This window comes from Halomonas sp. TD01 (assembly GCF_923868895.1).
GTDB lineage: Bacteria > Pseudomonadota > Gammaproteobacteria > Pseudomonadales > Halomonadaceae > Vreelandella.
Window position 1 is genome coordinate 3,769,844 of record NZ_OV350343.1, and the last position, 20,849, is coordinate 3,790,692.

Consider the following 20,849-nt stretch of genomic DNA (forward strand, 5'->3'; position numbering starts at 1 on the left):
TAAAGTGTTGCAGTATAGAGGAAGGAACAGCGTCGAAGCCAGCTTAGCGGCCAGCGCCTCTATGAGGCAGCCCTCACTAGCACATGATCAGAACCGCATTGGATTAATTATCAAAGTCAATAGATGAAGATAGCCGAAAGATCATGCTTTCTGTTGTTCGCCCTTCACCCGCCACCTAGAATAGCCACGTCGGTGTTCCCCTCGGAACTTAATAGAGAATCCGCCGCGGCTTGCCCGCGAAACGGAACTGCCCCCGCAACTGTAGGCGGCGAGCGATGCTCAATGAGCCACTGGACGCATTGTCTGGGAAGGCGAGCTAGCCATGACCCGTCAGTCAGGAGACCTGCCGACCATGTTAATTAATCGAGCGCGACGGCTCGGCCAGCTATTTTATCTGGTCGAGCACGCCGCTCATCATGCACGGGAGTGTACATGATTGAGGTAACAGGACATGAAGAAAGCATCTGGGGCATTCAGTGCTCACCAAGCGACACCATGGGATTGGTCATGCGAACCCAGATGTGTGATCCCTCTGCTTCTGAGAGCAACCTACCCGGTAACCTACCGCCTGCCGCACGGCAACGATTTTTAGATATTTTGTCTGCAAACAGCTGAGACATGCTAGTGTTTTTCGCTCAGGCAAAAACAATGTTATAACATAACAAATGATCTAAAAATCATCTTCTGTAGGAACCCGAAATGAAGCATGTATGTTACTCACTGATAGCCGCATCGCTGCTACCTGCCTCATACGCGATGGCCAATGACACCATTTACCCTGTCACACTATCCAATTGCGGCACAGAAATAAGTGTGCCGTCAGCCCCGCAGCGAACGGTGACTATCGGCCAGTCGGCCACGGAGATCCTCTACTCCCTTGGTCTCGCTGACCGAGTGGATGGCACCTCGGTTTGGTTTAATCCGGTCTTACCACAATTTGCTGAGGTCAACGAACAGATCGAGCGAATCGCCAACGATGACCCAAGCTTTGAAGCCGTGGTCAATAAGCGCCCTGACTTAGTTGCGGTACAGTACGAGTGGCACGTGGGCCCCACCGGTAGCGTGGCCAGCCGGAATCAGTTCCATGAACTAGGCATCGCCACTTACATCATGCCCGCCGATTGCGACACCAAGGATAACTCTACCGGTGGCGATGGTACTCGCACTGCCGCCTTCTCGACGGAGTCGATTTATAAAGGAATCACTGAACTGGCGAAAATTTATGACGTTCAAGACGCTGGTGAAGCCCTGGTGGCCGATCTTAACGCCCGTGAAGAGCACGCTATTAACCTAGCAAGTCGCCTTGATTTACCAGAAGACCTCTCGGCAGCATTTTGGTTTTCATCAACGGATCTCGGGGTTAGCCCTTTCGTTGCCGGCCAACTTGGCGCACCGGGCTATATGATGGAAAAACTGGGCATTCGCAATGTCATTGAGTCTGATGAAGAGTGGCCCACCGTTGGCTGGGAAAGCATCGCCAAGGCTGACCCTGATGTGATTGTTATCGCCTCCATGGATCGTCGTCGTTTTCCTGCTGACGACATCGAAGCAAAACGTGAGTTTCTGCACAGTGACCCCGTCACTAGCGAAATGACGGCGGTTAGAAATAACCGCATCGTAGAGATGGATGCCCATGCGATGAGTGCCACCATGCGCAGTATTTACGGCCTTGAGTCATTAGCCGAGGCGCTATCGACGATGTCTTTCAACTGATATGGCTTTTAACGAATGAGCATAGCGCTATCACGGCCAACAACTAGGCGCTTCGGGTTGCGCTGGCTTTGGGTGACGCCTCTTGTACTGGTGGCCGCGCTCATCGCGGGCACCGCTATCGGCGAGACACCAATTCCCGTTGATACGATTCTCAAAGTGCTTGCCAATCAACTGCTTGGCGCCGATTACCCGGTTGACAGAATCGACGAGGGTATTATCTGGAACTACCGCCTCAGCCGTGCCGTTGTCGCCGCCTGTTGCGGTACCAGCATGGCGCTGGCGGGAGTGGTATTGCAGGCCCTGCTGCGTAACCCTCTGGCTGACCCCTATTTAATGGGCATTTCTGCTGGAGCTTCTACGGGTGCGGTTGCAGTGGCGGTTGCTGGGTTAGGCGCTGGCATGCTGTCGTTATCGTTGGGTGCCTTCGCTGGTGCTCTACTCGCCTTTGGCATCGTCGTAATGCTCGCCCATGCGGCCAACAGCGGTGTCGGTGGTGGACGTGGTGTTCAGGCAGCAGGAGCGATTATTCTGGCGGGGATTGCTGGCTCACAGCTGTTTAATGCACTGACTGCTTTTATCATTACCAAATCGGCAAGTGCTGAACAGGCACGGGGCATTATGTTTTGGCTGATGGGCAATCTCTCTGGGGTGCGCTGGGCTGATGCTACCCTAGCGGTGCCTGCCGCGCTGTTCGGGCTACTGGTTTGCCTATGGCACCGCCGTTCCCTTGATGCGTTTACCTTCGGAGCCGATAGCGCCGCGTCTATGGGCATTGCAGTGCGCCCGGTACGAGGCATGTTGATTATCGCGATGGCGCTGGTCACTGCGGTAATGGTTTCCATCGTAGGAGCGATTGGCTTTGTTGGCTTGGTCATCCCCCATGCGATGCGCTTTATTGTCGGCAGCCAACACACGCGGTTGGTACCCGCCACGGCGCTTGCTGGCGCGGTATTTTTAATCGGTTCAGATATTCTTTCGCGCACTCTAGTATCTGGTCAGGTGCTTCCCATCGGGGTGATTACATCTCTGATCGGCGCGCCCGCTTTTGCGCTTATTCTTGTCCGTGGCAAGAGGCATTAATGCAATTATCCGCAGAACAACTCACTTGGGCGGTACATGGCACGCCACTGGTCATTGACGTCAATCTCACCGTCGAGCCCGGTCAGACCTTTGGTCTGGTGGGCCCCAATGGCTCGGGGAAAACGTCCCTGCTGCGTCTGCTGGCCGGTTTGAACAAACCTAAGACAGGCCAAGTGCGGATTGATAGCCAGCCTTTACACGCCCTCAAACAACGGACTATCGCTCAATCTATTGCCTTAGTTGAGCAACAGGCTGATACCACCGATAGAATTACCGTACGCCAAGTGGTCGCGCTGGGCCGCACACCTTTCCTTTCCGCATTACGCGCCTGGTCAGTTGAAGATGATGCCATCGTGGCTAAAGCGCTGATAGATGTCGATATGGCGCATATGGCAGACAGGCTTTGGCATACACTTTCTGGCGGTGAGCGCCAGCGCGTGCATATTGCCAGGGCATTAGCTCAACATCCTAATATCCTGCTACTGGATGAACCCACCAACCACCTGGATATTCGCCACCAGCTTTCGATTCTTGAGCTGGTCAGGCAACTGCCAATCACCGTGATTATTTCCCTGCACGATCTTAACCAAGCCATGGAGTGCGACCGCATCGGCGTTATGGATAGCGGCCGCCTAATCGATAGTGGCCCACCCCACGACGTGCTCACTGCCAACAGGCTACAACAGACCTTTGGTGTGCATGCCCATGTGATCGATGACCCTGTCGATGGCAAGCAGGTCATGCGTTTTCGCAATGCTGTTTAGCTAAAATCAATAAGAAGCACAGCCAGAAGCCACAGTTCTGACTATTACTTCCGGTCAATGGCTAGCTCACCACCTTTTGCCCAATTCTCATGGTTAGTTTCAGAAAAGAAAATCTGCACCGCTTCAGGCGGTACCTCATAGGCTTGAACAAACGCTTCCGTAATCTTATTGGCCAGTTCACGCTTCATTTCAACAGAACGTGGCGACTGTTGGATAGTTACGATGGGCATACAGACACCTGCTAGCTAAGTAAATAAGGCTTGGCCGCAGAAACTGAGTGCAACACCTGAGCATTTCGCTAAGGTGTTGTCCCATGTCTTACCTCGAACTCAGTATTGAAGAACGTGCCAGCATCCAAGTGGGTCAAGCCCAAGGGATGAGCCTTCGGCATATTGCCCAGCTCCTGGGGCGAGCTCCTTCAACCATCTCTCGTGAAATACGCCGTAACCAAATGGCCCAGAACGGTTACTGCGCCCGGTACGCCCAACGTCAGCGAGAAAAGCGTCGAGAGGTCTGTCGTCCTGCGCGTAAGCTTTTGCCAGGCACCGAGCGGTTTGATCTCATCGTGCATATGTTGCGGCGACGCTTGTCTCCCGAACAAATTAGCGGCAAGCTCAAGACGATGAAACTACCTGATTTGCGCGATGCCTACGTCTGCCGAGAGACCATCTACACGGCCATTTATGCCTTGCCTGTTGGCCACCTTCGCAAGGAACTGATTCACTGCTTGCGACAAGGTAAAACCACACGCAAGCCTCGCCGTGGCGAAGTGGATCGACGTGGCCAGATCCCTGACATGGTCAGCATTCACTTACGTCCGCCCGAGGTCAGTAAGCGTGAAATGCCCGGCCACTGGGAAGGCGATCTGATCAAAGGTAAGAATAACGCGTCCGCGGTAGGCACCTTGGTAGAGCTTAGTAGTGGCTATCTGATCCTCGCAAAAATGGACGACGCCACCGCCACCTCCGCCGTAGCAGGCTTTAGTGCTGCTCTGAATCGAATGCCGACCACCGCTCGAAAAAGCATGACCTATGATCAGGGGCGTGAAATGGCACAACATGCAAAAATCACTCAAGAAACCGGCGTTGCGATTTACTTTTGCGATCCCCATAGCCCCTGGCAACGTGGGGCCAATGAGAATATCAATGGCCTTATCCGTCAATATTTACCGAAAGGAACGGACCTTTCAGTACATAGCCAGGAAGAGCTGGACGCCATTGCCTTTGAGCTGAATATGCGACCTCGAAAACGCTTTGGATTTAAATGTCCGATAGAAGTGATGAGCGAGCTGATGGCCAAGTACCATGAAAGCCCATCAACCATCCAATGAGTGTGTTGCACTCAGAGTCTGCATCCGCCAGGTTAATGTGTCGATGAGAGCAAGGTTGTTCATGGATACTGACTTCAAAGCCCCCCTGCCCCTCAACTAGCGAGCTTAACGCTAATTTACTGCGGATCCACATACCTAATCAAGATTAAGATAAATCAACCTCGACATCACTCCTTTATTGGCACAAACACCGGTGCGCCTTCAACCTCAACCACCGTCAGCCGCTGCCGGTAAAGGCTTTCCAACGCACTGGGCACTAGCATGGTGTCTCGCGGACCCCAGCAGGCCTCACCGCTTGGGTACAGCAACAGAATGTGGTCACACCAGCGGGCGGCTAGATTTAAATCGTGTAGGCACATCATCACCGCACTGCCCTGGGCAGCTTGCTGAGCCATCAACGCCATCACCGCACTTTGGTGGTGTAGATCAAGATGATTGGTGGGTTCGTCGGCCAGCCAGATGCTGGGTGCCTGAGTCAGTACCGTGGCCATCGCCACTCGCTGGCGCTCGCCGCCCGAAAGCGTACTGACAAGCCGGTGGCGCAGGTGCGCAACGTCCAACTGCTCAAGCGCTGCCTCGGCCCGAGCATAGTCGTCTGCGCCTTCCATCTGCCATAAAGAAAGATAGGGATGGCGGCCAATCAGCGCGGTTTCCAACACGGTCGCGGGAAAGCCGTCAAGGCGCTCCTGGAATACCATTCCCAGCATTTGTGCAATTTGCCGCCTACACAGCGTTTCAAGGGGTTGCTCCCCTAGTAACACTTGCCCAGCACGCGGCGCATATAGCCCTGCCAGGGTATGCAGCAGCGTGGTTTTACCTGCACCGTTGGGGCCAAGCACGCCCCATATCTGCCCAGGTTCGATGGCAATATTCATCGCCGTGCCATCGCGTCTTTCTGGCACGTTGATGATGAGGTCTTGCGTAACCAGGCGGCTCATCAGCGGCTCCGGTAAAGCAGAAAGAGGAACGTAGGTACACCCAACAGCGCGGTAATCACCCCCACTGGCAACTGTTCCGGGGCAATTATCGTACGGGCCAGCGTATCGGCCAGCACCAACAGGGTACCCCCAGCCAGGGCGCAGGCCGGCAATATCAACCTCTGATCGTTGCCCAGCAACAGGCGCAGCATGTGCGGCACCACCAAGCCGACAAAGCCAATGCTGCCCGCTGTGGTAACGGCTGCGGCGGTTAACAGGCTGGCCGCGATGTAAATCCCCCACTCCAGCGGTCGCACGTCAACGCCCAATGCCGCCGCTTGCTGTGGGCCTCTGGCCAGCACATTTAAGCTACGGCCCAAGGGAATCAAGACAATACAGGTGAGTAATAACAGCAGCAGCGGCGGCCAGGGAGTACGCGCGTAGGAGAGATCTCCCATCAGCCAATACAGCATACCCGGCAGCCGGTCAGCAGGGCTTAATGCCAACATCAGGGTAATCACTGCGCCCCAGCCTGCCGCCACGACTACGCCCGTAAGCAACAGGCGTGAGGGCGTCCAGCCGCCGCTACCATGAGCGAGGCCAAACACCAGAAACGTGGAGAGCAGCGCGCCTAAAAACGCCGAGCCTGATATAAACACGCCGCCCACGCCTGCCAGCATGGCCGCCAATGCACCGATAGAAGCACCACCTGAAAGCCCAAGTACATAAGGGTCTGCAAGAGGATTACGCAGCAGCACTTGCATCAGAGCGCCAGCTACCGCCAACAAACCGCCAACAGCAAAAGCTGAGAGCGCACGGGGAAGGCGTAAATCAATCACCATGGTCCGCGCCAGCGCATCGCCTTGCCCTTGTACCACCGCCCAAAGCTGTGCGGCGGAAAGCTGAGCACTGCCCACTGCCAGAGAGAACAGCATGGCGGCAATAGCAATGAGCGCCAGCAGGCTAAGGGATTGCCACAGGCGCGCTGTCATTAAGAGCTCCTGCTCATCGCTTGTGCTGCCGTGCGCTTTTGGCGGGTTTGCTCTAGTTTTTCACACAGCAACCGAGCACCCTCTAACAGGCGTGGCGTGGGCCGTTGAATAAGCGATGGGGGCACAAAATAGAGGCTATCATCCGCCACGGCGGAAAGATGAGGGTATTGCTCCCAGTGGGTCAGCCAGTGGCGGTTCTCTTCCCCCATACCACCGGCGATGATGGCTTCAGGATTGGCCACCAGCACGGCTTCGTCATCCAACCTTGGCACCAAGCGCGGCTGATCGCCAAACACGTTTTCACCACTGCAAAGTTGCACCACTTGGCCGATGAGGTGCTCATCATTCACACTCATCAGTGGTTGATCCCACACTTGGTAGAAAGTGCGCACGGGGTCACGATTATGATAGCGAGCTGCCAGGTCAGCCATGCCCTCTCTAAAATCATCAGCCACCTGCTGGCCTGCAGGCTCCGTTCCCGCTAATCGCGCCAGCCGTTCGATGGTATGAGCGACGTCGTCAACCGTTCGCGGCTCAATATAGAACACCGGCATCCCCAGCGCTTCAAGGGTTTCCATTTGCTCGGCAGGATTTCCGGTTACCCAGCCGATCACTAAATCAGGCGCCAGCCCCACTAACGTCTCTAAATCAATGCGCGTGTGACTGCCAACGGACGCAACGTCTTTGGCCTCTGGTGGATAGTCACTGTAGCTCACCACGGCGACCACTTGTTCTCCTGCGCCCGCAGCGTAGGTCAGCTCAGTCGCCCCAGGTGAGAGCGTGGCAATCCGTCGAGCAGCAGTGTGCAGACACACCTCACGGTCACGATCATCTACCGCGCAGCGGCTGTGGTCATCTGCCAATACGGAGCTGGAAATCACACCACTGAGCATTGATAAGCTTAGTATGAATCGACTTGATAACATTGCGGGGCCAGTGGCCCCGCAATGTTTAAAAAATCTCTGATTCGCTTTTTTATTGGCCATAGTGAACGCTTAAAAATCCTGCACGGCCTGCGTTAATATAGTCGGCACCATCAAAAGAGCGCGTTGTAATGTAATCTTGATCCAACGCGTTTTCCAACGTTACTCGAGCGCTCCACAACGGGGCAAACTGCCAACCTGCACGCAGGTTAACCAGCCCGTAACCGCTTAGACGGTCTTGATTCTGTGCATCACGGTAACGGTGGTTTTGAGCAATCCAGGACCCACCCACCGACCAGTCGCCAAGCTCACGGTCTACGTCTAAGCGCAGGCTTTGTGAGGCGCGGTTTTGCAGGCGCTTACCTGTTAGGCGGTTTTCAGGGTCGGTGTAGGTCAGCGCTGCGGCTAGCGTCCAATCGTCAAGTTCAACGCCAGCAGCCAGCTCAGCCCCACGAATACGGGTTTCGGGTACGTTAGACAGCAATCCCTGGCCAGTAATCAAGTTATCGATATCGGTTTGATAAAGCGCCGCATCCCAGAACCAATGGGCATACTGACCGCGCACGCCTACCTCAATGCTGTCCGACGTTTCAGACTCCAGGTCGGGATTACCAAAGCCTGGGAAATAGAGCTGGTTGTAAGTGGGTGCGTTAAAGGCTGTACCGTAGTTGGCACGCAAGGTGTGATGACCGTCTAGATCATAGCCCACGCCTACGCTGCCAGTGACTTCTTCGCCGTAAGCTTCATTGTCATCAAAGCGCAAGCTGGCTTGCAGAGTAAACGGTGCAAAATCGAGTAAGGCTTGGGTAAATACCGCCGCGTTGCTACGGCTGGTTTCATCGTACGCCGTGGTGCTATTGACTCGGTCTTCGCTGTATTCACCGCCCGCAATCAGCTCGTGGACGCCCGCCGTAAAGGTATTTTCCCAGCGCGCAGTCCTCACCTTGGTGTTAAACACTGAGTCACCAAAGTTATCGATGTTATCGCTTTCATCACGAGATTCGCTGAGTGTTAAACGGCTGCGCCAGTTATCGGTTATCGGCAGCTCACCGTAGACACCCGCCACCTGCTGAACGAAATCGTTTTCACCGCCATCGTATTCGTTGTGACCACGGGCACGAAGCGCCAACACGCCCGCTTCTGCACCGCTTTCAAAGGTGTGAGACACCCGTGCTAAAGCCGTGGTGTTGTCATAGCCCTTATCGTCTCCGTCGCGTCGAACCGGCTGACCCTCAGTGGTGAAGTGACCACCTGCAAAGCTATAGCGGGTGCCGCCTTCTTTACCGCTAATACTCGCACTTAAGCGCTGGGTATTAAATGATCCACCACCAACGGAAACACGCGGCTGCGGGCCGTCTTCTTCACCTTGAGGGGTAAACAGCTGAATAACGCCGCCAATCGCGTCGGCACCGTATAGGCTGCCACGCGGACCACGCACAATTTCGGCACGATCAAACATGCGCGGTTCCAAATGCTGCCAGGCTGCCCCACCACTGGTGGCAGAGCGAAGACGAATCCCGTCAATCAACAGTACATTTTGGCCGCTACCACTACCACGAATAAAAACGCTGCTGTTTTTGCCAAAGCTGCCGTTCGTGGAAACATCCACCCCAGGCTGGCCGCGCAACAAGTCGGTAATACTTACCGGATCTTGGCGGCGTAACGTTGCCTCATCCAGCACAGTCACCGAGGACAGGCTTTCGTTGGCAGTACGCGGAGCAAGTGCGGCGGTAACAACAACGGGGTTTAACATATTCGCAGCAGGCTGTGCGTTCGATTGGGCTTGAACGGCCATAGGCAGTGCAGCCATCGCAAACGCCGCCAGCGTGGCGGTGGAATGAAAACGGTAAGGCATGAGGAGGTCCCTTGCTCACTGTGCTCACCCGCACAGCGTGTTTTTTTGACCGGGCAAAGGGAACTTAAGGGAGATTGGTAACCAAGCAGCTACCTATATCACCCTGAGCACGCCCTCCGCGTCTCGGTATGTTGTGGTCCTTTAGAACCATTCCTCTTAGGCCGGTCTCCGGGCTGACGAGCGAAAGGCGGGTAACAGAAACCATGCCTTTCCGAACGACCACCTTCCCATGCATTAGCACAGTGGCGTCTTTAGCCGTTCTTATCTCGATCACCGTTGCGGGGGCAGCGTTGGATTCACGTAAGTGTTCACCAACTTCCCGTTTAACTGATGGCGATAATGGCCACCAGCACCTGAGAGTGCGCGTAAACTAGCAACTTGCCGTGTGGAGGTCAATTCATGATGAGCTGCTAGAGTAAAGGCACTGCACGGAACAGGAGACGGTCATGATCGAGTCCTCGGCAGCCGGTGTACCCCGCTGGTTAAAGCTGGCTTTTACACTGTGGATCCTGGTCTGGGCACCAAGCTACGTAGTGCTGCTGGGAGCGCAGAACTTCTTTTGGCTGTGTAACGTGGCGAGTTTTCTGCTGCTGGTGGCACTGTGGACAGAGCAGCGCACTCTGATGTCGATGCAATGGCTAGCAGTGGCACTGGTCGGCAGTTTATGGAGCCTGGACGTCGCCACGGCGGCACTCACTGGCATACATCCTATCGGCGGCACCGAGTATATGTTTGACCCAGAGCATCCTCCCATGGCACGAGCTATGTCGCTCTACCACGTGGTGCTTCCGCTGGTGGCGGGTATCGGTATCACCAAGCTTGGCTATGCCCGCCGCGCCCTGATGTTGCAGACCCTGCTAACTTGGGTTGTGGTGCCATTGACCTATCTGCTAACCGAAGCCGAGCGCAATATCAATTGGGTCCATGGCCCCTTCGGCCACCCCCAGGATAGCCTCGACCCGTTGCTCTATCTGTTGCTACTCACGCTGCTCTGGCCCGTCATAGTTTACCTGCCAGTGCATCTGCTGATGATTGGCTGGCAGCGTTGGAGGAGCCAAGCCTAGCCCACTACTTAACCGCCTGCACTAACCCATGCCGTACATGCCAGACCTGCTCGGATTGGGCGGCGGTATCTTGGCTAAACCAGCCGCTTAAATCGCGCAGGCGACGCTGGTCTCGGGCCATGGGTACGATACCCCGCCCTAACTCGTTCATGATGATGACCAGCGTTACGCCATGGGTTTGTGCTGCAGTCTCCAGGCTGGCCAGATCTTTCCGCCATTGGGCCCGCCACGCATCGCTGCCCCTATCCGAGCTATGCACTGCCGCTAACCACTCAAATACACCGTGAAGCACAAGAGGCACATTGGGCTGCATGATGTGGGTCGCTTCGTGTAAACGCTGCCCTGGGGAGAGCCGCCACCAAACAGCACTGGGAAAGCGTGCTTTTACAGCGTCGCGCTTACCTGCACAGGCACCGCCGATGAACAGCTGCATTGCCACTCTCCTTTGCCATCTTCACGTTCTTGATACGTCAGTTGCCAACGCCGCCCCTGCGCTTGGTGAACGATGCCTTCCCAAAAACCAATGGTTTCGAAACGACGCCGTAACTCACGGATTACCCCGCCGTGAGTTACGACCAGCACTTTCTGATAATGATGTTCACGCGCATGGGCGGCCACCTGTTCAAGCCAAGCATTTAATCGATCACGTAGCTGGCCGGAAGATTCGCCGCCTGGAATTTGCAGCTCACCCACACTGTCAATCCAAGCGCGATAATGGGGCAAGTCTTTTAACTCATCATAAACTTTACCTTCATAGTCACCAAAATCTAGCTCCCGTAGCCGTGGCTCTAGATAGAGCGGCACACCCGGCTTTGCCGCCTGCGACCATCCGAGGGTTTGCTGACAGCGGTTTAAATCGCTTGAATAAATAGCGTCAAAGCGCTCTTCTGCCAGTGCGTCACGCAGTGCCAGCAACCCCTCTTCCGCATCAGGAAACAGCAGCGGAATATCGCGCTGCCCTTGGTAACGGCGCTCTAAATTCCAGGCGGTGATACCGTGGCGAACTGCCACCAGCTCCACATTAAGACCAGTAGCCAAAGCTCTCCTCCTTCAATGGTGGCACCAACCATATCGCCATTGATGCCGTTAAATAGACACAGCAGTAACCTTCTGGCGATTACCACCCACACGACGATGGCTACCCCCCAGGCAAACAATGCAGGGGACGCCGCGCCAAGCAGCACCAACGGTAGCAAAGCATAGCCAGCATCACGGGGGCTAAGCGACTGCTGCCAGCTCCATGCGAGACCTTTCGAGTGAGCGCAGGGGGTAAAAATCAGTAGCGCGACCCCAGCAAACCGGCCTAATGCAGGCACCGCCACCAGCCACCACAGCGGTGCTTGATAAGCCAACAGTGCCCACAGCAAAACGCCCTTCCAAGCCAGCAAAAACAGCAATGCCAGGATACCGAAACTGCCTATCTGAGCGTCCTTCATGATTTCCCAACGCCTCTCAAGGGGTTGGTTACTACCTAACGCGTCGGCAAGGTCCATTACACCATCGAGATGCAAACCACCAGAAAGCGCTACCCATAAACTAAGTAGTAACAACGCAGTGATGGGAACAGGCGACGCTATAAAACTTAATAGCAGCGCGCTTAACGCCAGCACGCTGCCAATTAATAAACCTACCAACGGATAGGCGCGGATTGCCCACCGACGGGTGGCAGGTGTCCATGGGCAGGCAACAGGAATCGGAATTCGGGTTAGAAATTGTAGCGCGAGCATCAGGCCGAACAGCGCATCTTTCATCGTTTCCACTCCATGGCACAGCCCGCAATGACTTCAAGCACTGAGTCAGCTTCCGCCGCTAACCAACGGTGCAGGCACTGGATAAACTCAACGTAGCGCCAAGTAGCCGGCTGATCAGGAATCAGCTCTTCGTTGAGATCGTTCGACACAATTACTAATGTCAGCCCCCGTGCTTGTGCATCACGTAGGCAGCGAGCCAGCAGCGCCAGGCCTTGCTCATCACTGAATTCTTCATTTGGCTCAGCGCCAAACAGCACTTGTCCTGCCCAGAGAGTTAAACAATCGAGCAGCACCGCGTGGTGATCGGGTACTTGGGCAATGGCTTGGTCAATCGCAAGTGGCGTCTCTAGCGTTACCCATTGGCCTTCCCGGCGTGCCTGATGGCGAGATACTCGGTCGGCCATTTCTGCGTCGTAAACACGGGCGGTGGCAATGTAATAGCAGTTGGCGTCACCCGCCGCACTGAGCACACGCTGCTCCGCTACTTGGCTTTTTCCAGAGCGAGCCCCCCCACTAACAAAGACAATCATGCAACACCTTTAGCAATCGGTTATTTGCCGACTCATCACGCAGTGCCAAGCGTAACCAACTGCCCTCAAGCCCCTTAAAACTATGGGTATGTCTCGCCAATAGTCCTTTATAAAGCATGCGTTCAAAAAGGTCTGCGCTGGTCACGCCGTGTTCACGCTGTAAAACACCAGGCCGCACAAGAAAAAAGCAGCTATGACTAGGCACCACCTCAAGCCCTAGCGTTTGCAACGCCTTGCCCATACGTGGCTGCTCACTGGCCAGCCACTGCTGGGTGAGCCGTGCAAATTCACTATCCGCTAACAGCGGCGCCACCAGTTCGGCGGCAAGGTGGTTCACACTCCAGGGCGGCTGGTGGTGGCTCATGGTGGCTACTATGTTTTCCGAAGCCAGCACGTAGCCTAGGCGCAATCCAGGCAAGGTATAAAACTTAGTCATTGAGCGTAGCAGCACTAAATGACAGTAACGCTTAAGCAGCGGCGTCAACAACTCAACGTCTATCGATAGGTCGATAAACGCTTCATCAACCACCACCTGGGTACCGGTTGTCTGCGTATGCGCTAGTAGCGTCTCTACTGCGTCAATGGGTATCAGCGTGCCAGTCGGGTTATTCGGGCGGCACAGAAACACCACGTCGGCGCTTGCCGCTTTCTCTAGCAGGTCAGCCACCTCACAAGCAAAATGCGGCGCGGGCAACACGTGCTCGGTTGTTTCAAGGCGGTGGGCAGAACAGGCTCTGGCGTATTCACCAAAGCTGGGAGCCAGTAATAAGGCTCGGCCACCGGCATGCAGCGCCGCGGCAAGAAAAATGGCTTCCGCCCCACCATTGGTCAGCAGTACTTGTGCTGGCTGAACACCGTTGTGCGCCGCAATGGCCTGCCGGGCTGCAGCGTAGTCTGGCGAGGGGTAGCGGCTAAGCCCACCAAACCGCGCTACCAGCCAGCTTGCTACCCACTCGGGCGGCCCAAGCGGGTTAAGGTTAGCGCTCACATCGTCAACCATATGGTCGGCAGGTAATCCAAAACGCTTCAGCAGCGACGCAGCCTGGCCACCATGGCTTGGCCAATCAGCCGCCTCGTAAACAGTGGTTTGACGACTCATAACCATACGCCCCTCGCGCCTGCCGACCCCATTAATACGCCCGCTAATACACTCATCAACACGGCCATTAACAAGAAAAACAGCAGCCAAGCACCGTGCATCAATTTAATCGTGACGTTGATATGCGAAAACGTCAGTGTTTCCAGCGGGGAGCCAAGGGTTGCTCGATGGGAAACCGCGCCCTGATAAACATTGGTGCCGCCCAGTTGCACACCCAACAGATTCGCGACCATGGCTTCTGGCCACCCCGCATTAGGGCTTGGGTGACGGGGCGCTTCGCGGCAGGTAGCCGTAATGGCTCGACGCCAATATAGCGCCGACGAGTGCCAGCTGATCAGCACCCCGGCAGCCCACAAACAGAGCGCGGTCAGCCTTGCGGGCAGCCAGTTAGCCATATCATCGAGCTTCGCCGAGGCATAACCGAAGTCGCTGTAACGTTTGTTTTGGTAGCCCACCATGGAGTCCAGCGTGTTGATTGCTTTATAAGCCAGCGCCAGCGGCGCACCGCCGATAAGAGCGAAGAAAAGCGGCGAGGTGATGCCGTCCACCGTATTTTCTGCAATGGTTTCCACCGCACCGCGGGTAATTTCCGCTTCATCCAGTTGCTCGGTATCACGCCCCACCACCATGGCAAGTGCATTTCGCGCCGATGCAAAATCACCGTTAGCCAGCGGCACGGCAATGGCGCGCCCCGCTTCAGCCAAGCCTTTTATGGCCAGCGTTGTCGCCAGCAGCCATAGCTCGGCAGCTAGCCCAAGCCAAGGATGCACCCAAGTCAGTACCACCAAACTCAGCCAAGCAAGGCTAAACGTGCCCAGCACAATGGTTGCAGTGAGTAAAAAGCCCAGGAGCCGACGGCGCTTATCACTTCCCTGGTTCCAGCGCTGCTCAAGTGCGCTGATGGCACGTCCTATTATTACCACGGGGTGCGGTAGCGAGCGGGGGTCGCCAACGACTAAATCAATGACAATCGCAATCGCTACTAAAACGACAGACGCTAACCCTAGCATGGTGAAGCCTGCTGCGATTTCGTCAGCGACCCCAACGTCGCCTGATAAACTGCTTGGCCAATCGCCCGCCCAATAGCAGTGCCAGAGCCTGCATAAGGTGTTGGATCGCCACGCTGCGTAGCGGCGATAGACAGGCTATCGGTTGATGTGCCGGTGGCGGGCGTTCCGCTGAATGGGTCGATAACGCCTACTTTTCTCAGCGCCTGAACTTTCGCTTCCGTTGCCGAGAGAGAGGCATTAACCAGCGCACCCTCAGTTAAATAAGCATCTAAAAAAAGAAACGTATTAATAGTGCCCACCTTTGGTGTGCTTCGCAGCTCTAAACGAGGGTCTGAATCGCTTGAAACGCTAATATCCACCGCGTTGCCAACGCCTGCCGTAACCACCGCGAGCACGCCATTGGGTGTTTCAGCCAACGGTACGCTGACGGCACAAACGCTGTGCAGACGCACTGCAGTCATCATCGCAACAGCGGATAGCGGTAGCCGCTGATTTGCCAGCCAACGTAGCAGGTCGTCTTTTGGGTGATGGCCGTCGTAGTCTTTATCGACGTGGAAATTTGCGAAGTGTTGGCGATGACCAAACCCGCCCCCCACAAGCGCGCTACTCAGGGTATACAGTGGCTCAGCAGCAGACACCACCAAGCAGTGTTCGCTTTGCGACCACATTAGCGGCTGGCTAAATGAAAGCGTATCAATCTCGCTCATGGGGCAGCATTATCACTAATGCCCGCATCAGCAAAGGTGGCCATTTCACTGAGCATCGCGGCGGCGGCTCGCAATAAAGGAAATGCCAACGCCGCGCCACTGCCTTCTCCCAGGCGCATTCCCAGGGCTAGCAGCGGCGACGCATCAAGCGCCTCAAGGGCCGTGGTATGGCCAGGCTCTTCAGAACGATGTCCAAAAATCAAATAACCGCGCACCGCCGGACATAAACGGCAGGCCGTCAGGGCAGCAACCGTAGCAATAAAGCCATCCACAATGGCCGGCAAGCGATTGGCCGCCGTGGCTAAATAAGCACCTGTCATGGCGGCGATCTCTAACCCGCCTAGCTTGCTTAACACCTCCATGGGGTCTTCGGCATTAGCTTGGCGTGCGCTTAGCGCCCGCTCGATCACCGCTACTTTATGAGCCTGCTGGTCGCTACTAATACCGGTGCCAGCGCCCACTAACTGGGCCACTGGTTTACCTGTCAGTGCCGCCAGCATGGCGCTGCTTGACGTGGTATTAGCAATGCCCATTTCACCAACAATAATGCATTTCGCGCCCGCCTGAACGGCTCGCTCAACGGCTTCGCAGCCTACCTGTAACGCAGCCAGCGCTTCGTCACGGCTCATGGCATCTTCAAGCACCATATTGGCGGTGCCCGCGCGCACTTTGGCATCAATCACGCCAGGCATTGCCAGCGGTGACGCAACACCAACATCCACAACCTCAACCTGGGCACCAATTTGTCTGGCAAAGACGTTGATCGCCGCCCCGCCATGGGCAAAGTTAGCCACCATTTGCGCCGTCACTTCTTGTGGAAAGGCCGAAACGCCCTCTTCAGCAACCCCGTGATCAGCAGCAAAGACAATGATCGCCGGTGGCGTGATGCTTGGCTGACATTCACCAGTGATCTCACTAAGCGTAACGGCCAATGCCTCTAACTGGCCGAGGCTGCCCGGCGGCTTAGTGAGCGTATCAATATAGCGAAGCGTTAATGCGCCAGTGTGGCTATCAAGTGGCGTGACTTGGTTAACGATGGGATGCATAGCAGCTCCAGGGCAGCAATCGAATTCATTTTGCGCCAGATGGTAGCAAAAGCGCGGCTGCTATACTTGCGCTTTAAGCTGCTTCAACACGCAACAACCCCTTCCGGGGATGGATTGCCCTGTTAGCTGTAATGTTCATAAAAGCATCATCATTTACGACGATAGTTGCTATTAACCAGGGGTAATAAAACTACAAATATGGTTTTTATTGCCGTAAAGTCTCTTATATCGACTCAAAAAGATGTAAAATAACTACAAACTTGACTCACCGTCTCTACCATGCAGAGGTCTCTATGCCGAGCTCAACACCCGCTACTTTAAATCCTACCGTTGCTGAGGTTACCCAACGCATTCGTGAGCGCTCTGCTGAGCGGCGTGCTCTCTATGAGCAACGCATGGCGGACCAGCATAAGCGTGGTGTGCACCGTGCAGAGCTATCCTGCGGTAACCTGGCCCACGGCTTTGCCGCGTGTAGCCCCCAAGAGAAAGACTCCCTGAAGCTAATGAACAGCGCCAACTTGGGGATCATTTCTTCTTACAACGATATGCTGTCGGCCCACCAGCCGTTTGAAACCTTTCCGGAAACCATCAAAGCCGCTGCTAGCGCCATGGGCTCAACCGCCCAGTTTGCCGGTGGTGTTCCTGCCATGTGTGATGGGGTTACCCAAGGGCAACCGGGCATGGAACTGTCGCTGTTTTCCCGCGACGTGATTGCGATGGCTGCTGCGGTTGGGCTTTCACACAACATGTTTGATGCTGCCCTTTATCTGGGCGTGTGCGACAAGATTATCCCTGGTCTGTTTATCGCAGCGGCACGCTTTGGTCACCTGCCTGCCATGTTCGTACCCGCCGGCCCAATGCCCAGCGGCCTACCGAACAAAGAGAAAGCGCGCATCCGTCAGCTATACGCAGAAGGCAAAGTGGGCCGCGAAGAGCTGCTGCAAGCGGAGTCTGACTCCTATCACAGCCCTGGCACCTGCACCTTCTACGGCACAGCCAACTCAAACCAGCTGATGATGGAAGTGATGGGTCTTCACCTGCCCGGCACCTCGTTTGTGAACCCAGGCACGGAAATGCGCGAAGCCTTGACCCGCTACGCGACCGAACAGGCTATTCGCAACACTGAACCTGGCGGCGACTACCGCCCTTTCTATAAGCAGATCGATGAACGCGCCATCGTCAACGCGGTGGTAGGTTTATTGGCATCTGGCGGTTCAACCAACCATACGATGCATTTGATTGCCATGGCCGCTGCGTCGGGTATTACGCTGAACTGGGACGACTTCACAGATCTCTCCGCCGTAACGCCCAGCCTGATGCAGGTATACCCTAACGGCCAAGCAGACATTAACCACTTCCAGGCGGCAGGCGGCATGAGTTACCTGTTCCGCGAACTGCTGGGTGCTGGCTTACTGCACGGCGATATCCCGACGGTGTTCGGCACCGACCTGACGGCCTACACACAAGAGCCCTTCCTGGAAAATGGCAAAGTGGTTTGGCGCGAAGGTCCAGAAAGCAGCTTAGATGAAAACGTTTTACGCCCAGTCGCTACCCCCTTCGCAGCGACTGGCGGCCTAACGGTAATGAAAGGCAACCTGGGACGCGGCGTGATCAAAGTATCCGCCGTTGCCGACGAACATCGTGTAGTAGAAGCACCGGTGAAAATCTTCGCCGACCAGAACGAAATGAAGGCTGCGTTTGAGTCTGGCGACTTAGATCGCGATGTCATCGTTGTGGTGCGCTTCCAGGGGCCAAAAGCCAATGGCATGCCGGAACTTCACAAACTGACGCCGTTCCTGGGCGTACTGCAGGACCGTGGTTTCAAAGTGGCACTGGTGACCGATGGGCGTATGTCCGGCGCGTCGGGTAAAGTGCCTGCTGCGATCCATATTAGTCCAGAAGCACTGGACGGCGGCCCGCTATCGAAACTGCGCGACGGCGACATTGTGCGCCTGGACGCCAACGCCGGTACGCTGGAAGCCAAAGTAGAGGCGGCTACCTGGGCAGATCGCGAACGCGTGGTGGCTAATCTGGACCACTATCACGTAGGCCTGGGCCGCGAACTGTTTAGCGGCTTCCGCCACTTAGCCATGCGTGGTGAAGAAGGCGCAGGCTCGTTGGGCGGCTTTGAAGCCGACGACCTTGCCCGCCAACAGGACCAGATTCTTCAAGAGGATGCCTGATGCGACCGGCATTAATTGGTGATATTGGTGGTACCAATGCACGCCTGGCGCTCGTCACGCCAGGTGAGGTGACGCCCCACGATATTATTAATCTTCCCTGTGCTGACTACCCTGGTGTTATCGACGCGATTCAGGACTACCTGGAGCGCGTGGGAGCCACCGGGGAAAATGCACCGGTGGAAGCCTGTCTGGCGTTTGCCTGCCCGGTTCACGCCGAGCGAGTCAAGATGACCAATAATCACTGGGATTTTATGAAAAGCGATGTTCAGCAAACGCTGAATCTGTCGCTATTCAAAGTGATTAACGACTTTACCGCCCAGGCGCTAGGCGTCCCCCATGTGGACACCGACAATTTGGTAGAAGTGCAAGCGGGTGTGGCTCAGTCTCACTCTACCCGCCTAGTGATAGGCCCCGGTACAGGCTTGGGTGTTGCTGGCGTTTTCCCCGGCCAGCATGCTTGGATACCTCTCCCCACTGAAGGCGGTCACGTCACGTTTGCCCCCACTGACAGCACCGAGCGTGCACTGCTGGATGTGTTTCTACAACATTACCAACGAGTCAGCGTGGAACGCATTTTATGCGGCCAGGGCCTACTGGAGCTGTATCAAGCCCATTGTGCGCTGAACGAGCAAGCGCCTAGCTACACGACGCCAGCAGAGGTTACCCAAGCCGCCAACCAGGGTGACCCTACCGCCACCGCCACCTTGTTGCGCTTTTTAAAAATCCTCGGCGATGTATGCGGCGACGCGACCCTAACAATGGGAGCCAGGGGCGGCGTTTATCTATGCGGCGGAATTTTACCGCGCCTGCTGGAGTGGCTACCCAAATCCGAGCTACGCGATAGCTTTGTGAACAAAGGCCGGATGGGCGCTTATAACGCCGATATTCCCGTGTGGATTGTTACTCACCCGTGGACAGGGCTGCTCGGAGCCGCCGAAGCGCTGCATAACGAAGAAGTCTTTTAACTTATTAGGAATATCCATGCCTGCTCACACTTTCGATGTGCCCTTTGTTCTCGGCATGATGCGCCTGCATGAAGCACCTGAGATGCACCAAGCGAATCACCTTGCCGACTGGATCGAAGCCCGCATCGAGCAGGGGTTGCACTGGTTCGACCATGCCGACATTTACGGGAACGGTGCGTGTGAGACACTGTTTGGCCAAGCGCTGCGCACCCGCCCTAACCTGGCCAAGCGGCTTCACGTTGTGACCAAAGCCAGCATTGCCAACGATAACCCAGCCCACGGCTCTGGCAAGGTGAAACACTACAACGCCAGCCCGGATTATCTAAGCCGCGCCATTGACAATGCACTTAACCGCCTTGGCGTCGAACGACTAGATCACTTTTTAATTCATCGCCCTGACTTATTAATGAACGCAGAAGCGACTGGCCGTACTCTTGATGACGCTATCAATGCAGGCAAAATTGGCGCTGCGGGCATTTCTAACCACTTGCCAAGTCAGTGGCGTAGACTGCAAAACGCCATGCATCACCCTTTACGAGCCAACCAAATCGAGCTTTCCATTAGCCATAACGCCCCCCTGTTTGATGGCAGCTTTGATGATCTTTGCGCCGACGGCCATGCGCCAATGGCCTGGTCACCGCTAGCGGGCGGCACACTAATGCAAGGCGATGTCGGCAACGTTCTTAACCGCGTAGCCCAAGAGCAAAACTACACCCCTAATGCGTTAGCGCTGGCTTGGTTGCGGTCATTGCCTAGCCGGCCGATTCCCGTAGTAGGCAGTGTAAAGCCTGAGCGTATTGCTGACATGCTCGACGGGCCAGAGACGCTTTCAAGAGAGACATGGTACGAGCTTTTAGAGGCCGCGCGAGGCTACTGCGTCGCGTAACCCCTTCATCAACATTAATAATATAATGATAAGG

At 55.6% G+C, this 20,849-nt stretch carries 22 protein-coding genes and 2 riboswitches; of the genes, 9 read left to right on the forward strand and 13 right to left on the reverse strand.

The window, feature by feature from the left end:
• The first annotated feature begins 173 nt into the window (after positions 1-173).
• Positions 174-365, forward strand: a riboswitch (cobalamin riboswitch).
• A gap of 67 nt (positions 366-432) precedes the next feature.
• The 4 genes from L1X57_RS17170 (at position 433) to L1X57_RS17185 (ending at position 3,557) form a co-directional block, all read left to right on the forward strand.
• Complete coding sequence (locus L1X57_RS17170) at positions 433-615, forward strand: hypothetical protein (RefSeq protein ID WP_050801099.1); 183 nt, start codon at positions 433-435, stop codon at positions 613-615.
• A 141-nt stretch (positions 616-756) separates the two neighbouring features.
• Positions 757-1,713: an ABC transporter substrate-binding protein gene (locus L1X57_RS17175; RefSeq protein WP_313769751.1), complete on the forward strand. Its 957-nt coding sequence runs from the start codon at positions 757-759 to the stop codon at positions 1,711-1,713.
• Positions 1,714-1,728: 15 nt separating this feature from the next.
• Positions 1,729-2,793: a FecCD family ABC transporter permease gene (locus tag L1X57_RS17180; RefSeq protein ID WP_039869166.1), complete on the forward strand. Its 1,065-nt coding sequence runs from the start codon at positions 1,729-1,731 to the stop codon at positions 2,791-2,793.
• Positions 2,793-3,557 carry an ABC transporter ATP-binding protein gene (locus L1X57_RS17185; RefSeq protein WP_009723635.1) on the forward strand — a complete coding sequence of 255 codons (765 nt, stop codon included), beginning with the start codon at positions 2,793-2,795 and terminating at the stop codon, positions 3,555-3,557. The genes L1X57_RS17180 and L1X57_RS17185 overlap by 1 nt, the downstream gene beginning before the upstream one ends.
• 44 nt (positions 3,558-3,601) lie before the next feature.
• Here the strand turns inward: L1X57_RS17185 and L1X57_RS17190 are convergent, their stop codons facing one another.
• A complete protein-coding gene (locus tag L1X57_RS17190; RefSeq protein ID WP_009723636.1) occupies positions 3,602-3,787 on the reverse strand; it encodes a tautomerase family protein in 186 nt (61 codons plus the stop codon).
• Positions 3,788-3,870: 83 nt separating this feature from the next.
• Here L1X57_RS17190 and L1X57_RS17195 point away from each other — a divergent pair, with 83 nt between their 5' ends.
• Positions 3,871-4,887 (forward strand): IS30 family transposase, encoded by a 1,017-nt coding sequence (locus L1X57_RS17195; protein WP_234667734.1) that lies wholly within the window; start codon positions 3,871-3,873, stop codon positions 4,885-4,887.
• A gap of 167 nt (positions 4,888-5,054) precedes the next feature.
• Here the strand turns inward: L1X57_RS17195 and L1X57_RS17200 are convergent, their stop codons facing one another.
• The 4 genes from L1X57_RS17200 to L1X57_RS17215 form a co-directional block, all read right to left on the reverse strand.
• Positions 5,055-5,825 (reverse strand): ABC transporter ATP-binding protein, encoded by a 771-nt coding sequence (locus L1X57_RS17200; RefSeq protein ID WP_009723637.1) that lies wholly within the window; start codon positions 5,823-5,825, stop codon positions 5,055-5,057.
• A complete protein-coding gene (locus L1X57_RS17205) occupies positions 5,825-6,796 on the reverse strand; it encodes a FecCD family ABC transporter permease (protein WP_234667807.1) in 972 nt (323 codons plus the stop codon). The genes L1X57_RS17200 and L1X57_RS17205 overlap by 1 nt, the downstream gene beginning before the upstream one ends.
• Positions 6,796-7,689 carry a cobalamin-binding protein gene (locus tag L1X57_RS17210; protein ID WP_143759752.1) on the reverse strand — a complete coding sequence of 298 codons (894 nt, stop codon included), beginning with the start codon at positions 7,687-7,689 and terminating at the stop codon, positions 6,796-6,798. Before L1X57_RS17210 ends, L1X57_RS17205 begins: the two co-directional genes overlap by 1 nt.
• 82 nt (positions 7,690-7,771) lie before the next feature.
• Complete coding sequence (locus L1X57_RS17215; RefSeq protein ID WP_009723641.1) at positions 7,772-9,574, reverse strand: TonB-dependent receptor domain-containing protein; 1,803 nt, start codon at positions 9,572-9,574, stop codon at positions 7,772-7,774.
• Positions 9,575-9,716: 142 nt separating this feature from the next.
• Positions 9,717-9,946: riboswitch (cobalamin riboswitch) on the reverse strand.
• A gap of 74 nt (positions 9,947-10,020) precedes the next feature.
• Here L1X57_RS17215 and L1X57_RS17220 point away from each other — a divergent pair.
• Positions 10,021-10,638 (forward strand): hypothetical protein, encoded by a 618-nt coding sequence (locus L1X57_RS17220; protein ID WP_009723642.1) that lies wholly within the window; start codon positions 10,021-10,023, stop codon positions 10,636-10,638.
• 4 nt (positions 10,639-10,642) lie between these two features.
• Here L1X57_RS17220 and L1X57_RS17225 read toward each other — a convergent pair whose 3' ends face one another.
• The 8 genes from L1X57_RS17225 to cobT are packed head-to-tail and all read right to left on the reverse strand — an operon-like array spanning position 10,643 to position 16,781.
• Positions 10,643-11,071 carry a bifunctional adenosylcobinamide kinase/adenosylcobinamide-phosphate guanylyltransferase gene (locus L1X57_RS17225; RefSeq protein ID WP_009723643.1) on the reverse strand — a complete coding sequence of 143 codons (429 nt, stop codon included), beginning with the start codon at positions 11,069-11,071 and terminating at the stop codon, positions 10,643-10,645.
• On the reverse strand, positions 11,023-11,676 hold the full coding sequence (locus tag L1X57_RS17230) for a histidine phosphatase family protein (protein ID WP_009723644.1): 654 nt from the start codon (positions 11,674-11,676) through the stop codon (positions 11,023-11,025). Before L1X57_RS17230 ends, L1X57_RS17225 begins: the two co-directional genes overlap by 49 nt.
• Positions 11,613-12,389, reverse strand: coding sequence for an adenosylcobinamide-GDP ribazoletransferase (cobS, locus tag L1X57_RS17235; protein ID WP_009723645.1), 777 nt, complete (start codon positions 12,387-12,389; stop codon positions 11,613-11,615). The genes L1X57_RS17230 and cobS overlap by 64 nt, the downstream gene beginning before the upstream one ends.
• Positions 12,386-12,919 (reverse strand): bifunctional adenosylcobinamide kinase/adenosylcobinamide-phosphate guanylyltransferase, encoded by a 534-nt coding sequence (locus tag L1X57_RS17240; protein ID WP_009723646.1) that lies wholly within the window; start codon positions 12,917-12,919, stop codon positions 12,386-12,388. Before L1X57_RS17240 ends, cobS begins: the two co-directional genes overlap by 4 nt.
• Positions 12,903-14,018, reverse strand: a complete 1,116-nt coding sequence (cobD, locus tag L1X57_RS17245; RefSeq protein ID WP_009723647.1) for a threonine-phosphate decarboxylase CobD — start codon at positions 14,016-14,018, stop codon at positions 12,903-12,905. The genes L1X57_RS17240 and cobD overlap by 17 nt, the downstream gene beginning before the upstream one ends.
• Positions 14,015-15,028 (reverse strand): adenosylcobinamide-phosphate synthase CbiB, encoded by a 1,014-nt coding sequence (gene cbiB / locus L1X57_RS17250; protein WP_009723648.1) that lies wholly within the window; start codon positions 15,026-15,028, stop codon positions 14,015-14,017. Before cbiB ends, cobD begins: the two co-directional genes overlap by 4 nt.
• A complete protein-coding gene (locus L1X57_RS17255; protein ID WP_009723649.1) occupies positions 15,022-15,735 on the reverse strand; it encodes an adenosylcobinamide amidohydrolase in 714 nt (237 codons plus the stop codon). The genes cbiB and L1X57_RS17255 overlap by 7 nt, the downstream gene beginning before the upstream one ends.
• Positions 15,732-16,781, reverse strand: a complete 1,050-nt coding sequence (cobT, locus tag L1X57_RS17260) for a nicotinate-nucleotide--dimethylbenzimidazole phosphoribosyltransferase (RefSeq protein ID WP_009723650.1) — start codon at positions 16,779-16,781, stop codon at positions 15,732-15,734. The genes L1X57_RS17255 and cobT overlap by 4 nt, the downstream gene beginning before the upstream one ends.
• Before the next feature lie 293 nt (positions 16,782-17,074).
• Here cobT and edd point away from each other — a divergent pair, with 293 nt between their 5' ends.
• The 3 genes from edd to L1X57_RS17275 are packed head-to-tail and all read left to right on the forward strand — an operon-like array spanning position 17,075 to position 20,815.
• Positions 17,075-18,964 (forward strand): phosphogluconate dehydratase, encoded by a 1,890-nt coding sequence (gene edd, locus L1X57_RS17265; protein ID WP_009723651.1) that lies wholly within the window; start codon positions 17,075-17,077, stop codon positions 18,962-18,964.
• Positions 18,964-19,929, forward strand: a complete 966-nt coding sequence (gene glk, locus L1X57_RS17270) for a glucokinase (RefSeq protein ID WP_009723652.1) — start codon at positions 18,964-18,966, stop codon at positions 19,927-19,929. The genes edd and glk overlap by 1 nt, the downstream gene beginning before the upstream one ends.
• A 16-nt stretch (positions 19,930-19,945) precedes the next feature.
• Positions 19,946-20,815, forward strand: coding sequence for an aldo/keto reductase (locus L1X57_RS17275; protein WP_009723653.1), 870 nt, complete (start codon positions 19,946-19,948; stop codon positions 20,813-20,815).
• Positions 20,816-20,849: the final 34 nt, after the last annotated feature.

What these genes read in the sequence shown, in the direction of transcription:
- L1X57_RS17185 (WP_009723635.1), top strand. Translation starts at nt 2,793, where the DNA reads ATGCAATTATCCGCAGAACAACTCACTTGGGCGGTACATGGCACGCCA.
- cbiB (WP_009723648.1), bottom strand. Translation starts at nt 15,028, where the DNA reads ATGCTAGGGTTAGCGTCTGTCGTTTTAGTAGCGATTGCGATTGTCATT.
- glk (WP_009723652.1), top strand. Translation starts at nt 18,964, where the DNA reads ATGCGACCGGCATTAATTGGTGATATTGGTGGTACCAATGCACGCCTG.
- L1X57_RS17255 (WP_009723649.1), bottom strand. Translation starts at nt 15,735, where the DNA reads ATGAGCGAGATTGATACGCTTTCATTTAGCCAGCCGCTAATGTGGTCG.
- edd (WP_009723651.1), top strand. Translation starts at nt 17,075, where the DNA reads ATGCCGAGCTCAACACCCGCTACTTTAAATCCTACCGTTGCTGAGGTT.
- L1X57_RS17205 (WP_234667807.1), bottom strand. Translation starts at nt 6,796, where the DNA reads ATGACAGCGCGCCTGTGGCAATCCCTTAGCCTGCTGGCGCTCATTGCT.
- L1X57_RS17195 (WP_234667734.1), top strand. Translation starts at nt 3,871, where the DNA reads ATGTCTTACCTCGAACTCAGTATTGAAGAACGTGCCAGCATCCAAGTG.
- L1X57_RS17175 (WP_313769751.1), top strand. Translation starts at nt 757, where the DNA reads ATGGCCAATGACACCATTTACCCTGTCACACTATCCAATTGCGGCACA.
- L1X57_RS17215 (WP_009723641.1), bottom strand. Translation starts at nt 9,574, where the DNA reads ATGCCTTACCGTTTTCATTCCACCGCCACGCTGGCGGCGTTTGCGATG.
- L1X57_RS17275 (WP_009723653.1), top strand. Translation starts at nt 19,946, where the DNA reads ATGCCTGCTCACACTTTCGATGTGCCCTTTGTTCTCGGCATGATGCGC.
- cobS (WP_009723645.1), bottom strand. Translation starts at nt 12,389, where the DNA reads ATGAAAGATGCGCTGTTCGGCCTGATGCTCGCGCTACAATTTCTAACC.
- L1X57_RS17200 (WP_009723637.1), bottom strand. Translation starts at nt 5,825, where the DNA reads ATGAGCCGCCTGGTTACGCAAGACCTCATCATCAACGTGCCAGAAAGA.
- L1X57_RS17225 (WP_009723643.1), bottom strand. Translation starts at nt 11,071, where the DNA reads ATGCAGCTGTTCATCGGCGGTGCCTGTGCAGGTAAGCGCGACGCTGTA.
- L1X57_RS17170 (WP_050801099.1), top strand. Translation starts at nt 433, where the DNA reads ATGATTGAGGTAACAGGACATGAAGAAAGCATCTGGGGCATTCAGTGC.
- L1X57_RS17180 (WP_039869166.1), top strand. Translation starts at nt 1,729, where the DNA reads ATGAGCATAGCGCTATCACGGCCAACAACTAGGCGCTTCGGGTTGCGC.
- L1X57_RS17240 (WP_009723646.1), bottom strand. Translation starts at nt 12,919, where the DNA reads ATGATTGTCTTTGTTAGTGGGGGGGCTCGCTCTGGAAAAAGCCAAGTA.
- L1X57_RS17220 (WP_009723642.1), top strand. Translation starts at nt 10,021, where the DNA reads ATGATCGAGTCCTCGGCAGCCGGTGTACCCCGCTGGTTAAAGCTGGCT.
- cobD (WP_009723647.1), bottom strand. Translation starts at nt 14,018, where the DNA reads ATGAGTCGTCAAACCACTGTTTACGAGGCGGCTGATTGGCCAAGCCAT.
- cobT (WP_009723650.1), bottom strand. Translation starts at nt 16,781, where the DNA reads ATGCATCCCATCGTTAACCAAGTCACGCCACTTGATAGCCACACTGGC.
- L1X57_RS17210 (WP_143759752.1), bottom strand. Translation starts at nt 7,689, where the DNA reads ATGCTCAGTGGTGTGATTTCCAGCTCCGTATTGGCAGATGACCACAGC.
- L1X57_RS17190 (WP_009723636.1), bottom strand. Translation starts at nt 3,787, where the DNA reads ATGCCCATCGTAACTATCCAACAGTCGCCACGTTCTGTTGAAATGAAG.